This window comes from Paraburkholderia fungorum (genome assembly GCF_046027215.1).
GTDB classification, from domain to species: Bacteria; Pseudomonadota; Gammaproteobacteria; order Burkholderiales; family Burkholderiaceae; genus Paraburkholderia; species Paraburkholderia fungorum_D.
In genome coordinates, this window is the sequence record NZ_JAQQEN010000002.1 from 206,604 (window position 1) to 221,405 (window position 14,802).

The 14,802-nt window shown below is 63.6% G+C and carries 11 protein-coding genes; 9 read left to right on the top strand and 2 right to left on the bottom strand.

Going from position 1 to position 14,802, the window contains the following annotated elements; genetic code table 11:
• Nucleotides 1-191 precede the first annotated feature (191 nt).
• From PQR27_RS21645 to PQR27_RS21655, 3 genes are all read left to right on the top strand, one after another.
• Entirely contained in the window at nt 192-896 is a 705-nt protein-coding gene (locus PQR27_RS21645) for a response regulator (RefSeq protein ID WP_408528260.1), read from the top strand.
• A 135-nt stretch (nt 897-1,031) separates the two neighbouring features.
• Nucleotides 1,032-1,817 (top strand): alpha/beta hydrolase, encoded by a 786-nt coding sequence (locus PQR27_RS21650; RefSeq protein ID WP_408525705.1) that lies wholly within the window; start codon nt 1,032-1,034, stop codon nt 1,815-1,817.
• Nucleotides 1,818-2,124: 307 nt separating this feature from the next.
• Entirely contained in the window at nt 2,125-3,255 is a 1,131-nt protein-coding gene (locus tag PQR27_RS21655; protein WP_408528261.1) for an ATP-binding protein, read from the top strand.
• Nucleotides 3,256-3,299: 44 nt separating this feature from the next.
• Here PQR27_RS21655 and PQR27_RS21660 read toward each other — a convergent pair whose 3' ends face one another.
• Nucleotides 3,300-5,618: a patatin-like phospholipase family protein gene (locus PQR27_RS21660; RefSeq protein ID WP_408525706.1), complete on the bottom strand. Its 2,319-nt coding sequence runs from the start codon at nt 5,616-5,618 to the stop codon at nt 3,300-3,302.
• A 258-nt stretch (nt 5,619-5,876) separates the two neighbouring features.
• Nucleotides 5,877-7,841: a sigma-54-dependent Fis family transcriptional regulator gene (locus PQR27_RS21665; protein ID WP_408525707.1), complete on the bottom strand. Its 1,965-nt coding sequence runs from the start codon at nt 7,839-7,841 to the stop codon at nt 5,877-5,879.
• Nucleotides 7,842-8,287: 446 nt separating this feature from the next.
• Here PQR27_RS21665 and PQR27_RS21670 point away from each other — a divergent pair, with 446 nt between their 5' ends.
• From PQR27_RS21670 to PQR27_RS21695, 6 genes are all read left to right on the top strand, one after another.
• Nucleotides 8,288-9,352, top strand: coding sequence for an ATP-NAD kinase family protein (locus PQR27_RS21670; protein WP_408525708.1), 1,065 nt, complete (start codon nt 8,288-8,290; stop codon nt 9,350-9,352).
• Nucleotides 9,353-9,400: 48 nt separating this feature from the next.
• A complete protein-coding gene (locus PQR27_RS21675; protein WP_408525709.1) occupies nt 9,401-10,384 on the top strand; it encodes a thiamine pyrophosphate-dependent dehydrogenase E1 component subunit alpha in 984 nt (327 codons plus the stop codon).
• 37 nt (nt 10,385-10,421) lie between these two features.
• Nucleotides 10,422-11,426 (top strand): alpha-ketoacid dehydrogenase subunit beta, encoded by a 1,005-nt coding sequence (locus PQR27_RS21680; protein WP_408525710.1) that lies wholly within the window; start codon nt 10,422-10,424, stop codon nt 11,424-11,426.
• 3 nt (nt 11,427-11,429) lie between these two features.
• Nucleotides 11,430-12,542 (top strand): acetoin dehydrogenase dihydrolipoyllysine-residue acetyltransferase subunit, encoded by a 1,113-nt coding sequence (locus PQR27_RS21685; protein WP_408525711.1) that lies wholly within the window; start codon nt 11,430-11,432, stop codon nt 12,540-12,542.
• Nucleotide 12,543: 1 nt separating this feature from the next.
• Nucleotides 12,544-13,539 carry a lipoyl synthase gene (lipA, locus tag PQR27_RS21690; RefSeq protein WP_408525712.1) on the top strand — a complete coding sequence of 332 codons (996 nt, stop codon included), beginning with the start codon at nt 12,544-12,546 and terminating at the stop codon, nt 13,537-13,539.
• Nucleotides 13,540-13,776: 237 nt separating this feature from the next.
• Nucleotides 13,777-14,736 (top strand): hypothetical protein, encoded by a 960-nt coding sequence (locus PQR27_RS21695; RefSeq protein WP_408525713.1) that lies wholly within the window; start codon nt 13,777-13,779, stop codon nt 14,734-14,736.
• Nucleotides 14,737-14,802: the final 66 nt, after the last annotated feature.

The following is a 14,802-nucleotide window of genomic DNA, read 5'->3' on the forward strand; positions in this document are numbered from 1 at the left end:
AAAGGATGCTAGTGGCGCCGAGACTGCGTCCGTGTCGAATTGAGTGTGCGGTTGTCGAGATTTGTCACAGGTGTCGCATGCTGTGCGGCACATCCGCTATGCTGTATGTCGAGCCGTGGGTCGAACCGATGCTGTTCGTGCCGTACCGCGGCCAGCCGCTATTGAAACAGTCAGCTCTGAAAGATTCGCCCATGTCATTCCGGATTCTGCTTGTCGAAGACGATGAACGCCTGTCCACGCTGGTCGCCGGCTACTTGCGCAAACACGACTACGAAGTCGACACGGTGCTGCACGGCAACGACGCTGTACGAGCCATTCTCAAACGCCGTCCGGATCTGGTGATTCTCGACGTCAACCTGCCGGGTAAGGACGGCTTCCAGATTTGTCGCGAGGCGCGCGAACAGTTCGACGGCGTGATCATCATGGTGACCGCGCGCGACGATCAGTTCGACGAGGTGCTGGGCCTTGAATTCGGAGCCGACGACTACGTACACAAGCCCGTCGAACCACGCGTGCTGCTGGCGCGCATCAAGGCGCAGTTGCGGCGTGTGAGCAGTCGCACGCCGGAGTCCGGCCAACCCGAGAGCTATGCATTCGGCAAATTCGAGATCAACCGCACGAGCCGCGCCGTCAAACTGCCGGACGGCAGCTTGCCCGAGCTGACCTCGGCCGAATTCGATTTGCTGTGGGCGCTGGTGAGTTGCGCGGGCGAGGTGGTGAGCCGCGACGAGTTGATGCTGCAACTGCGCGGCATCGAGTTCGACGGTCTTGACCGCACGATCGACGGCGGCATTTCCAGGCTGCGTCGCAAGCTGCATGACGACGCCGGCACGCCACAGCGCATCAAGACGATACGCGGCAAGGGCTATCAGTTCAGCAAGCTGGCGTGGGATTAACGCGGGGGCGTCGTCTCGGCAGCGTAACCGTTTGCAATATCCGTCGACAAAACTGCACATTCGGACGATGAAATCGACAGTCATACGTGGGGAGGGTGATTAGCATCGGAGTCGTACTTAACGACTGGCTCTTCGATGTCCACTTGCGTTTCCCCTCTTTCCCGCCGTGCCGTGCTGATGATTCACGGTTTGGGCGGCACACGCCACGATTTCGGTGCGCTCGATCGCAAGTTCGAGCAGATCGGCTGCGACGTGCACCTGCCGCCATTGCCCGGCCACAGTTCGAATCCTGACGCATTGAGCCGAGTGACATTGCGTGACTACATGCAACTGCTGAGCCGCACGTACCGTGAATTGCTGACGCGTTACGAGCGCGTGGACGTCGCTGGCATTTCGATGGGTGCGCTGCTCGCACTGATGTTGAGCGCGCGGGAGCGGATGACAACAGGCCGTCTGATTCTGCTGTCGCCGCCACTGTTTCTGGATGGCTGGGGCGGTTCGCGGCTGCGTCCGCTGCGCTATCTGATGTATTGCGTGCCGGGGCTACGTCGTTTGGTCCGCGTGCCTGAGGGCGAACCGTTCGGCATCAAGAACGCGCGAATCCGCAACCTGATCCGCCGCCATTTACAGAAGGGCAGCGACATTCACTACCCGTATGTGCCGCTAGCGGCGATCGAGCAAGTTGACTGGATGCGCTTCGCGGCAAAGCGCGCGTTGGGTCGAGTCACGTGCGAGACGCTTGTGATGCATTCAGAGGAAGACGAAGTAACGAGCATCCGCTCCGCGGAATTTGTGTGCGAGCACTTGGGAAGTGCGTCGGTGACTTTGGTACGCTTGACCGATAGTTACCACATGATCACACTAGACAACGAGCGCAACATGGTGGCGGAAAGAGCCGTGGCGTTCGTGAGCCGGGAGTGAACGAGGAAAGAGGAACAAAAAAAGCCACGAAAGAAAAATCCACCCCACGGTTTGCTGAAGTACCGCCCGGCGCGCGCAGCGCCGCCGGAGGAATGACGGCCTTGTCACACAGGCGGGGAGGTGCGCGGGCCCAATCTCTACGGAGCCACAATTCCCTCCAAGCCAGGGGACCCGCTTAAGAATTGGCGGTTTGAGCCGCTTTCTTTTGCCTACTTTTCTTTGCGGCGGCAAAGAAAAGTAGGTGCCGCCCCGCACAGGGGCGACGCTAATGAACCACAACCGCATTAGGAACCGCAAAGACAAAAACATGCCACCTCAAGCGGAGCAAAAAAACCTAAACCCCTACCGCTATGCAAAATGGCGCTGGCACCGTTTCCGCCGTTCCTGGACGGACACCCGAGCCGACAGAATCCCGAGCTGGTCGCGCCTGTACCTGCGTGTCTACACGCGCCTGTTAACTCTGACAACGCTGGTGCTAGCAGCATCAATAACAATCCTCGCCGTAGCACAGCAACAAACCCCACAACCCCTCTGGCAAGCACTAAGAGAAGCAAAAACCGCAATCCCAATCGCACTAGCGACCCTACTACTACCAGCAATCACATCCTACCGTTGGATGCGCCCCGTCTGGCTAGATCTGGTAATGGTCCGCGAGCGCGCGATCGACTTCACAGGCGGCCGCTTCAACACCCGCGCCCGCGAGTCTCACAGCGTGATCATCGGCCCACTGGCCCGTACGCTAAACGCCTTGGCCGAACGCATGGAACGCCTGATCGCCGCCCAGCGCGAGCTGACCAACGGCATCTCCCACGAACTCCGCACGCCTCTTGCCCGCGTGCGCTTCGCGCTGGAAATCCTGCGCGAACCCGCCTCGGCCGCCGAATACCACAGCGCGTTAGCGAGCATCGACCAGGACGTTGCCGAACTCGACGAGCTCATCGACATGAGCCTGACCTACGCGCGTCTCGAGTACAGCTCCTTGCAATCGAACCTCGAGTCGACCGTACTCGCGACATGGTTCGACAGCCAGATCACGGACGCCACGCTGCTTTACGCCGACAGGCAGATCATCGCGCAAGTGGGCATCGACCCTTCGCTACGTGTGGTGATGGACAAGCGTCTCATGTCCTACGCGATGCGAAACCTGCTGCGCAACGCGGGCAAGTACGCGCAATCGCGGATCATGGTCGGGCTCGATGTCCGCCACGGTAACGTGGAAATCTACGTGGAAGACGACGGCGCCGGCGTGCCGCCCGAGCAACGCGAGCGTATCTTCGACGCCTTCGTGCGGCTCGATCGCCAGACAGGTGGCTACGGTTTGGGACTCGCGATCACGCAGCAGGTGCTGCGCGCCCACCGTGGCCGGATCGTCGTGACAGATCCGTCGACGTTGAGCGGTGCGCGCTTTGAAATGAGCTGGCCGGCAGCCACGGTTTGAATCCCACCGCGCCAAAGCGGACTCAGCACAGACTCAACGTGGATTCAGTACGTATGCCCCAACTGGAAGTAAAAGTTGCTGCGCCCGCCCGGTGCGAACGCGACGCCGAGATACATCGGTCCAAATGAACTGGTCAGGGCGGTGAACACCGTCACGCTGCGCTTGAGCGGTCCGCTGCTGAACTGCGAACCGGGGGTTCCGACGTTGCCGGCTTCGACGCTAAGCCCGGCGAACAAGCCGCGAATCGGCGACGCGTTAAACGTCGCGAGTTGATTCATGTAGGTGACCTGGCCGTACACCATCGAGTTGCCGGACAGCTGATCGGCGGCATAGGCCGACAGGTGCTGGAAACCGCCCAGCGTGAAGCCGAATGGATTGGTCAGGTTGGTGTTGCCAAAATCGTTACCCGCTTCAATGCTCGCGTTGATGCTGTGCCGCCCGTAGCTCGCCGCGACAATGCCCTTGCCATACACCTCGGTGAAACTGTTGCTGCCGGCGAACAATGAGCGCTCCACGCGCAGTTCGCCGAAATAGCCCTTGCGCGCGAACAGCGGGTCATCGAGCTGATCGATTACCAGACGCGCGCGCGCACTCAACTGGCGCCCGTCGATATCCTGGAACAGCAGCGGCGAGTTGGGGCCGTCTTCGAGCGGCAAGTTGTATTGGGGCGACGCGAAACCGTGCGCATAGGCGACACCGATGCGGAAGTCGCCGAGACGCGCGAGCGGCAAGCCGAAATCGAGCCCGGCGCGCTCGGTCTGCAACCGATACTGTGTCAGCTTGACGTTGCCGCTGTCATCGTAGAGATTGGCGTAACGGCGCTGAAATTCCGCATAGGGCGCGACGTAGTAGCCGAACGAATTCGACAGCGGTTGCCGCAACTCCGCATGCAGATTGATCAGATCGCTGCCGATGGTTCCGTCCACGCGCCCTTCGAGCCCCGACGACGTAAGCCACGGGCGGCGATAACCCAGATGCAGCCGGAAGCCACCTTCATCCGTGGAACTACTCGACAAGCCCAGCCCGAACAGCAGGAAATTCGGCCCCCACAGTTTCTGCTGCGCGTTGACGACGAGCGTGTGCTGGTCGCCGTCGTCGACGAATTGCTGGCTGACGTTTTCGAAGTCGCCCGCGGTGGAGAGCGCCAGCATGTCCTTGTTGAGCGCCTGCGGATCGTAGACGTCGCCGGGACGCACATGCAGCGCCTCGCGAATACGCGCCTCCGGCACAGCGCCATGCGAGGCGATTTCGATTTTCGTGATCCGTACTGGTTGCGCGACAGGCGTGCTATGGCGGGCGCGCCACTCGGCGTAATCGGCGGGTGAAAGCGCCAGATGCTGAAGCTGCGGCAAGGCCGCGCGCGTGGCGGCGGCGCCGGCGGCGATGGCCTGGCTGGCATTGGCGAAATCGCTGAAACTCAGCGAGCCGAGCGCCGGCTCGATCAGCACGTCACCCGCTTGCAACTGCTCGCGTTGCCGCGCGACGTTCTGGTGGATCAGGATGCCGATCATCTGTTGCATCACGTCGGCGGGTGAGGCGAGGGCATCGAGCGGCCGCAGCGGCGAGCCGATATCGACAGCGATCACCACGTTCGCACCCATGTCGCGCGCCGTTTCGATCGGCAGGTTACTGACAATGCCGCCGTCGACCAGCGTTCGGCCGTTAATATCGGCGGGCGCGAACAGGCCGGGCAAGGCCATGCTGGCGCGAATCGCCTGCGGCAATGAGCCACGATCGAGCACGACTTTCTGACCGGTGCGCAGATCGGTGGCGATCGACCGATAGGGGATCGGTAGCCGGTCGAACGCGAGATTGCCCGGCACGGCGGAAGTCCAGTCCTGCAGCAGTGCTTGCAGGCGGTTGCCCTGCACGAGCCCCACCGGCAGCCGGAAACCATGGGCACCGTAGCCGAGCGACAGGCTGCTCACGTAGAGCCGCTCGTCCTCGCGGCGCGACTGCGACATGTCGGCGCGCTCGGTCACGTCGAAGGCGATGTCCGCCAGATTGGTTCCTGTCAGCCGGTTTTGCATGTCCTGCGCCGTCATGCCGCTTGCATATAGACCACCGACTACCGCGCCCATGCTGGTGGCGGCAATGCAATCCACGGGTATGCGGTTCTCCTCGAGCACCTTCAGTACGCCGAGATGCGCGTAGCCGCGCGCGCCACCGCCGGAGAGCACCAGACCCACCGCCGGGCGATGGGCAACGCCGCTTTCAGGGGTGCATGCCGGCTCGGCCGCATGAGCGGAGCGCGCGACGTTGGCAACACCGCATGCCAGCAGCACAACGGTGCAGCACAAACGAAGAACGAAACGCCTGCGTCGCGCGTGGGCCGCCGTTTGCTGTAGTTGTTGGCTGGCCAACGCTCGACTCATCTGTCTTAAAGCTGAAAGAAAAACCGAGAGATTACATGGTTTTCCCCAGGTAAAAACAGGCGAACTTATTTGAGATATGAATTAGGAAAACTCTTAGGCGTAAAGCGGCAATTCTGCTGTGCTATAGGAGGATAGGAAGGTGTCCTTGAGGCTCTGACACGCTAGCCACGAAGATTCTCAAAAATTCTCAGGAACACGGCACGGCGCGCGTGGCGCGCTGTGATGTGGGACGCGGTGAAAGCCGCGTCAGCGGCGATGCGGTCCGACGATACCCAGTTTGGCGATGCGCCGATACAACGTGGCGCGCGAGATGCCTAAAGCCTGGGCTGCGGCATCAGGCCGCCATTGATGCCGCGTGAGCGCTTCAACGATGCGCGTGCGCTCGTCGCACGGGTCCAGCGGGGCTTCGGCATGCAGCAACGCCGGACTGCCCGCGGTGGCGGGCCTCAGCGCCACTGCAATATCAGGCGCGACGTGGCGCAACTCCACGCGGGCGGAATCGCAGATCGCACAGGCATAGCGCAGCACATTGCGCAACTGGCGAATGTTGCCTGGCCACGCGAAGGCGGCGAGCCGTTCAGCGAGGCGCGCGTCGAGCGTGAGCACGTGGCCGGCCATTTGCGCTTCTTCGTCGAATACCGTTTCGATCACGTCGCGGATATCTGCACGATCCCTCAGGGATGGCATCGGCAAGCTGGCGCCGCTGAGCCGGTAGTAGAGGTCTTCGCGGAACGAACCCTCGGCGACCATCTGCGCGAGATCGCGGTGCGTGGCGCACATCACGTCTAGATCCACGCGTATGGGCGCATCGCCGCCGAGCGGCATGACCTCGCCTTCGGCCAGCACACGTAGCAGGCGGGTTTGCAGATTAAGCGGCATGTCGCCGATTTCATCGAGAAATAGCGTGCCGGTATGTGCCTGCGCGATTTTGCCGCGCGCACCGCGGCTGCGCGCGCCGGTGAAGGCGCCGGGTGCATAGCCGAATAGCTCGCTTTCGATCAGCGATTCCGGAATCGCGCCGCAATTCACCGCGATGAATGGCCGCGTGCGACGCACGCCCGCCTCGTGCACCGCGCGCGCGAACACTTCTTTACCCACGCCGGTTTCACCGAGAATCAGAATCGGCAGCCGTTTGCCGGCGACGCGCAATGCGACCGCCGCGTTGTGCGCGATACGCGGGTCCGCGCTATGCAGAAAGCGGCCAAGTGTGCCGAGTTGCAGATCGCGTTGCGAATCGGTTTGCTGGGTGCGTGGCGCGCCGTCCGCCATCCCGGCTGCACGGTGCGGCACGCGCTTGAGCGGCGCACGAATGCGCGCATAGAGCATCGTGCCGGTCGCGCGCAGACGCAAACCGACAATCGCATCCGTACGCGCCACGTCGTGCAATTGCACGTGTGACGTGTCGAACACATCGTCGATATGGCGTGGACCGGTCAGGGCGGGGATGCATTCGCGCGCTTTGCGATTGGCGGCGACAAGGTTGCCGCTTTCGTCGAAGGCAATCAGCACTTCGGGCTGCGCTTCGACAAAGTTGCGGCTCGAATGGCCGAACAGAATCCAGTGCTGCGTGGTTCGATTGAGGAAATAGCCGTCTTCGATCAGGCCGGCGCTTTGCCGCACCAGTTGAAACACAAGCCGCTGACTGTCGCGGTTATCCGGCGACTGCACGGCGGAGGCGTCGAGCACGCCGATCATCTCGCCGGTCGGCGCAAAGATCGGCGCGGCGCTGCAGGTGAGTGTCGTGAAGGCCGCGCGAAAATGATCGGTCTTGTGCACGGTGATCGGCGCCAGATCGGTCAGCACATTCGCCACACCACACGTGCCTTCCTCGCGTTCCGACCAGCATGAGCCGATGTACAGACCCGCATGCTTGAAATCGCTGCGGCGCTCGCGGTCGATCCGGTAGTCGATCGTGACGCCGTGCGCGTCGGTGAGCATCACGCAATAGTCGGCCACGCGAATCATGTCGTGCAGGCGCGACAGACACTGACCCGAGGCGCGCAGAAAAGCTTCTTCCTTGCCTTGCACTTCGCGCAGTTCGGCGGACGTGAGGACGCGTGGCCCGATCACGGCGCCTGGATCGAGCCGGTACTGTTCGAACGAACGCTGCCACGACGACACGAGGCGCGGATTGTCGGCGGGTGCGGGCAGCCGTCCTTCAATGGCGCCGCGCACGCGGTCGACGTGCTGGGTTTGCGAAACGTAGGGCATGGTCGGCTCCAGGCGAGCGACGCACAACGCACAGTGGGTTCAGGCTGTTCTTGTAGCACATCCCGCTTCGTCAATCACATTGCATTGCAGCACGTGAGACGGGTGAGACGTTTGTCTCATGCACGCTTGAGACGGCTTGGCCCGGCGCTGAAAGCGAGGCGCAGAAAGGCTTTGCGCCTGTTTCCCTGGTTCGCGATTCTCACTTGCGACGTCGCACGCCGTGCCCTGAGACGCGGCGATGGGTGTGTCGGATGGCGTTTGCCGGCGCTGGTTGGCATGCCATTTATTCTCCGGGCCCTTTAAACAGGGCACTTTCGCGCTGCGTCGCGATGCAGCGAACACATTGGCACACCCTTTGCAGTGTTCTCCCGCATGACAAAGCGCCGCCGCTCGAACCCGGCGCCCCAAAACAGGTCCGCGCACGACGCGGGCAGGAGACAGGCACAGTGCCATCAACCGTCACAGTCGGCGTGATCGCGAACCCCGCGTCGGGGCGCGACATTCGTCGCCTCACCACGTATGCGTCGGTGTTTCCGACCGCCGAAAAAGCCAACATGGTCGTGCGTCTGCTAGCCGGACTCGGCGTACTCGGCGTCGATCGGGTGCTGACTTTGCGCGACCGAACCGGGGTCGCCGCGTTGCTGCTGCGCGCACTCGATACGCATGCGGCAGTCGCCGCGCAGCAGCGCTGGCCCGCAGTCGAGTTCATCGACCAACCGATCACCGATAGCGTCGCCGACACCCACGCGGGCGTCGCGGCGATGCGGCAAGCCGGCGTCGAGTTGATCGCCGTGCTCGGCGGCGACGGCACGCATCGCGCGGTGGCCGCGCATTGCGGCCGGGTGCCGTTGCTGACCTTGTCCACCGGCACCAACAACGCTTTTCCGGATCTGCGCGAAGCAACGGTGGCCGGTCTGGCCGGCGCCCTGGTCGCGTCCCGCGCGGTGCCGCCGGACGTGGCGCTGGTGCGTAACAAGCGGCTGGTGGTGCGCTGCGTGGCCGGGCCTAATCGCGGGCGTGAGGAAATTGCGCTGGTGGATGTGTGCGTGAGCCGGCAGCGCTTCGTCGGCGCACGGGCCCTGTCCGACCCGGCGGATATCGAGACCCTGTTCCTGACCTTCGCCGCGCCCGACGGCATCGGCCTGTCGTCGATCGGCGGGGCGTGGGCGCCGGTCGAGCGTACCGCATCGCATGGTTTGCATCTGCGCTTTGCGCGCCCGGGCGAATCCGGCGTGCCGCTGGTCGCGCCGATTGCACCGGGTCGTGTCGAGCGTGTGGTCATGCGTACCTGCGAGCGTTTCGAGGTCGGCGTCTGGACGCCGCTCGATACCGAACACGGCACGCTCGCTTTCGACGGTGAACGCGAAATCGAACTCGAGCGCGGCGACCGGTACGAGATCGCGCTCGACTGGAAAGGGCCGCTGACCGTCGACGTGGAACGCACGCTGCAGTACGCGGCATCGCGTCAACTGGTGAGGGAAGTGGCGAGCATGGTTGCGCATCAATCGTAGGTTGGGAGTCGTTGAGCAAGCGGTGCATTCATTCCAAGGAGACACACCATGTCGGTTTCAAGTGATTTGAGCAAGGACGAACTGCTGAAGGCGTATCGCATGATGCGTACGATCCGCGAGTTTGAAGAGCGTCTGCACGTCGAATTCGCGACCGGCGAAATCCCCGGTTTCGTGCACCTCTATGCGGGCGAGGAAGCGTCGGCGGTCGGCACGATGCTGCATCTGAACGACGCGGACTACGTGGCGACCACGCACCGCGGGCATGGCCACTGCATCGCCAAAGGGGTCGACGTGCACGGCATGATGGCCGAGATCTACGGCCGCAGGACGGGCGTGTGCCACGGCAAGGGTGGCTCGATGCATATCGCCGATCTGTCGAAAGGGATGCTCGGCGCGAACGGCATTGTCGGTGCAGGCGGACCGTTGATTTGCGGCGCGGCGCTCGCGGCCAAATACAAGAAGTCGGGTGGCGTGGGCGTGTGTTTCTTCGGCGACGGCGCGTCGAATCAGGGCGTGATTTTCGAATCGATGAATCTGGCTTCGGTGTGGCGCCTGCCGGCGATTTTCGTTGCGGAGAATAACGGCTACGCGGAAGCGACTTCATCGACGTGGTCGGTGGCGACCGACAACATCGCCGACCGCGCGGCCGGCTTCGGCATGCCGGGCGTGATCGTGGACGGCTTCGATTTCTTCGCGGTGCACGAGGCGCTGGGCGAAGCGATCGAACGTGCGCGTCAGGGCGGTGGCCCGACGCTTGTCGAAGTGAAATTCTCGCGTTATTTCGGCCACTTCGAGGGCGACGCGCAAACCTATCGCGCGCCCGGTGAAGTGCAGAAGCTGCGCGACGAGAAAGACTGCCTGAAGCGTTTCGAAGAACGCGTCGTGCGTGCCGAGATGCTGACGTCCGACCAGTTGCGCGGTATCGACGCCGAGGTCAAGAGCCTGATCGAGAGTGCGGTGGCGGATGCGAAAGCGGCGCCGCTGCCGACCGCCGAGGACTTGTTGAGCGACGTGTACGTGTCCTATCCGTAACGCGAGTTCCGCAAACCTGAACCATTTGGAGACAGACATGGCACGCAAGATCACATTCTCTCAGGCAATCAACGAAGCCCTGAGTCAGGAAATGGCCCGTGACGAAACCGTCATCGTGATGGGCGAGGACAACGCGGGCGGCGCGGGTTCGCCCGGGGAGCAGGACGCGTGGGGCGGCGTTCTCGGCGTCACGAAAGGGCTGTTCCACAAGTATCCGGGCCGCGTGCTCGACACGCCACTCTCGGAAGGCGGCTATATCGGCGCGGCAGTAGGCGCGGCCGCGTGCGGCATGCGGCCGGTGGCGGAGCTGATGTTCATCGACTTCATGGGCGTATGCTTCGACCAGATCTTCAATCAGGCCGCCAAGTTTCGCTATATGTTCGGCGGCAAGGCGGTCACGCCAGTCGTGATTCGCGCGATGCAGGGCGCGGGCTTGCGCGCGGCGGCCCAGCATTCGCAGATGCTCACCTCGTTGTTCACGCATATCCCCGGTCTGAAAGTGGTGTGCCCGTCCACACCGTATGACGCAAAAGGTCTGTTGATCCAGGCGATCCGCGACAACGACCCGGTGATTTTCTGCGAGCACAAACTGCTCTATAGCCGCGAAGGCGATGTGCCGGAAGAGTCGTATGCGATTCCGTTCGGCGAGGCGAACGTGGTGCGCGACGGCGACGACGCAACCATCATCACCTATGGCCGGATGGTGCATTACGCCACCGAAGCCGCGGAAAAGCTCGCCAAGGACGGCCTGCAGGTCGAGGTGATCGACTTGCGCACCACCTCGCCGCTGGACGAGGACACGATCCTCGAAAGCGCCAGGCGGACCGGCCGCGTGGTGGTGGTCGACGAAGCGAATCCGCGCTGCTCGATCGCGACCGATATCTCCGCGCTGATTGCACAGCGCGCGTTCCACTCGCTCAAGGGGCCGATCGAAATGGTGACCGCGCCGCATACGCCCACGCCATTTGCCGGTGTGCTCGAAGACATGTACATCCCGTCGGCCGCGCAGATCGCCGACGCCGTTCAGAAAGTGAGGGCCTAAGCGATGCCGGTTCATATGATTACGATGCCCAAGTGGGGCCTGTCAATGGAGCAGGGGCAGGTCAACGGCTGGCTCAAGGCAATCGGCGACAAGGTGGCCAAAGGCGACGAAATACTCGACGTGGAGACCGACAAGATTTCTTCCGGCGTCGAGTGTGCGTTTGACGGCACGTTGCGCCGGCAGATCGCGCAGGAGGGCGACACGCTGCCGATCGGCGCGTTGCTCGCGGTAGTGGCCGACACGGAAACGCCGGACGCGGAGATCGATGCCGCAGTCGAAGCGTTCCAGCGTGACTTCGTGCCGGCGACGTCGGAGGCGGGCGAAAGCGGCCCGCAACCGGAAAAAGTGCAGATTGGCGGCCGCACCGTGCGTTATCTGAAGCTTGGCGAAGGCGGCACGCCCGCCGTCTTGATTCACGGTTTCGGTGGCGATCTGAACAACTGGCTGTTCAATCACGCCGACCTTGCCGCGCATCGCACGGTGTGGGCGCTGGATCTGCCGGGTCATGGCGAGTCGGGTAAAGCAGTCGAATCCGGCAGCGCCGATGAACTCGCGGACAGCGTGATTGCCTTCATGGACGATCGCGGCATCGACCAGGCGCATCTGATCGGCCACTCGATGGGCGCGCTCGTTGCGATGACGGTGGCCGCGAAAGCGCCCGGGCGTGTCGCTTCGCTCGCCCTGATTTCAGCCGCCGGTTTGGGCAAGGAGATCAACGGCGAGTACATCAACGGCTTTACCGAGGGCAGCAATCGCAACGCGCTCAAACCGCTACTGGCGAAACTCTTTGCCGATCCGGCGCTCGTCACGCGTCAGCTGGTGGAGGATATCGTCAAGTACAAGCGGCTCGAAGGCGTGCAGGACGCACTGCGCAAGATTGCCGCGTCGGCGTTTGACGGCGGTGCGCAGCGCGCCGGGTATCGTGAGCGGCTCGCGGAACTGGCGCCGCGCACGCTGGTGATCTGGGGTGCGCAGGATCAGATCATCCCGGCGGCGCATGCGCAGGGTCTTCAGGGCGACGCTCGCGTGCATGTGCTCGACGGCAAAGGGCATATGGTGCAAATGGAAGCGGCCTCTGAGGTGAACCGCCTGCTCAACGATTTTCTGGGGCGTTGAGATGGACGCCGCCCTGCATGGCGACAGCGTCACCGCGCTCGGACAGCATGGCAAGCGCAGCGGCGAAAAGCTCGCACGGATTCCGGTGAAGATCGTGCCGGTGTCCGGCGGCGAGGCCTTGCCCAAGCCGCCGTGGCTGCACGCGCGGCCGATGATGAGCGAGACGGTTGCCGGCGTGGCGGCGATTCTGCGCGAGCATCGCTTGCATTCGGTCTGCGAGGAGGCGATGTGTCCGAATATCGGCGAATGTTTCGCGCAGCGCACGGCGACCTTCATGATCATGGGCGGCATCTGTACGCGGCGCTGTGCGTTCTGCGACGTTGCGCACGGGCGCCCGGCGCCGCTCGATCCTGAAGAGCCGCAACGGCTCGCCGATGCCGTGGCGGCGCTGGGCTTGCGCTACGTCGTCGTCACGTCGGTGGATCGTGATGATCTGCGCGATGGCGGCGCGGCGCATTTCGCGCGCTGTGTCACGTTATTGCGCGAGCGGGTGCCAGGCATCCGGGTCGAACTGCTGACGCCGGATTTCCGTGGCCGCGTCGAGCGCGCATTGCTTGCGTTGTCGCAGGCGTGGCCCGACGTTTTCAATCACAACATTGAAACCGTGCCTTCGTTGTATCGGGCCGCGCGGGCGGGCGCGGACTATCGCGGCTCGCTCGAACTGCTGGCGCGCGTCAAGGCGGCGAGCGAATCGGTGCTGACGAAATCAGGCTTGATGGTCGGACTGGGAGAATCCGACGAAGCGCTGCTCGACACGATGCGCGATCTGCGCGCGCATCGTGTCGATATCCTGACGATCGGGCAGTACCTCGCACCTTCGCGCTTCCATATGCCGGTGCGGCGGTACGTGGCGCCGGAGCAGTTTGTAGCGTGGCGCGACGCGGGCCTGGAGATGGGCTTTCGCGAGGTCGTGGCAGGGCCGCTCGCACGCTCGTCCTATCACGCGGACCGGGTCGCTGACGTGGCCATGGCGCAGGTGCAAACGGTTTCAGCTTAGGTTTTGTTCAGACGAAACAGCAGCGCTCCGGACGTGACATATTCGCCCGCAACAATTCATGTCGAACTATGTCACGGCCCGCTTTCATGACCCGCAAACCCTTTTCTGGCGGGCCTTCTCCGCGGTGAAACAGCGTGACATATCTTCGCTGGTGATTAAATCCGCACGTCCTTCTATAGTCCGTTCGTCGCCACGCCGCAGCGCCTGAAAGTGGCCCAGAACCTAGAAGGACATACCGTGAAAAACCGTTCGTTCGTCGTCCCGGCCACTGCCGCTTGCCCCGCCTCTGTGACGACCCTTGCATCCGCACGCGGCACCCTGCGCAAACTCGTGCTCAGCGCGACCGTCGCTGTGCTCGCGCTCGGCAGCGCTTCGGCCTTCGCGTGGTCGCAGCACGGCACCGCCTACACGTCGCATGGCACGTATAGCGGTGCGCGGTACGGCTCGTGTGGCGGCGGCAGCTGTTCGCATGCGGGCGGCGTGGCCGGCCCTTATGGCGGCTTCGCGTCCAACACCGGCACGGTGACGCGTAACGCGCCGGGCCAGTTCTCGAATTCGGGCACCGCCACCGGCCGCTACGGCAACTCGGTCCAGCACAGCGGTGACACGAGTTGCGCCGGCGGCACGTGTGCGCACACCGGCACACTCACTGGGCCCGACGGCAAAACAGCCACCACCTCCGGCGATGTGACAAAGACCGCGCCGGGCCAGTATTCGTCGTCCGGTTCGATCACGGGCTCGAACGGCAACACGGTCAACCACTCGGCATCTTCCAGCTGTGCGGGCGCCTCGTGCTCCCGTTCGGGGACGGTGACCGGTTCGAACGGCGGGACGGTCAATCACTACGGCACGGCGACGCGCGTCGCACCGGGCGTGGTGACGACATCGACAACCGCCACCGGCACGCACGGCACCACGGTGACAACGGGTGGAACGGTGGTGACGACCGGTGTGGTCACCACCGGAGGCACGACCGTGGTTGTTGCGCCGAAGCCGGTTGTGGTGGCGCCGCCGCCCGTGTATGTGCCGCCTCCCGTCTATGTCGCGCCGCCGCCGGTCGTCTACGCACCGCCCCCGCCGCCGCCGGCCGTGTACGTCGCGCCGCGCGTCGTGTATGTGGCGCCGATGCCGCGCCCGGCCGTGTGGGTGCCGGGACATTGGGTGGGGAATGTGTGGGTGCCGGCGCACTGGTCATGAGCGACGGCCTGCGAGTGAGCTCAGGCGACACGGGGGCGCGGATGCGGGATGAGCAGGGCGGTGGGA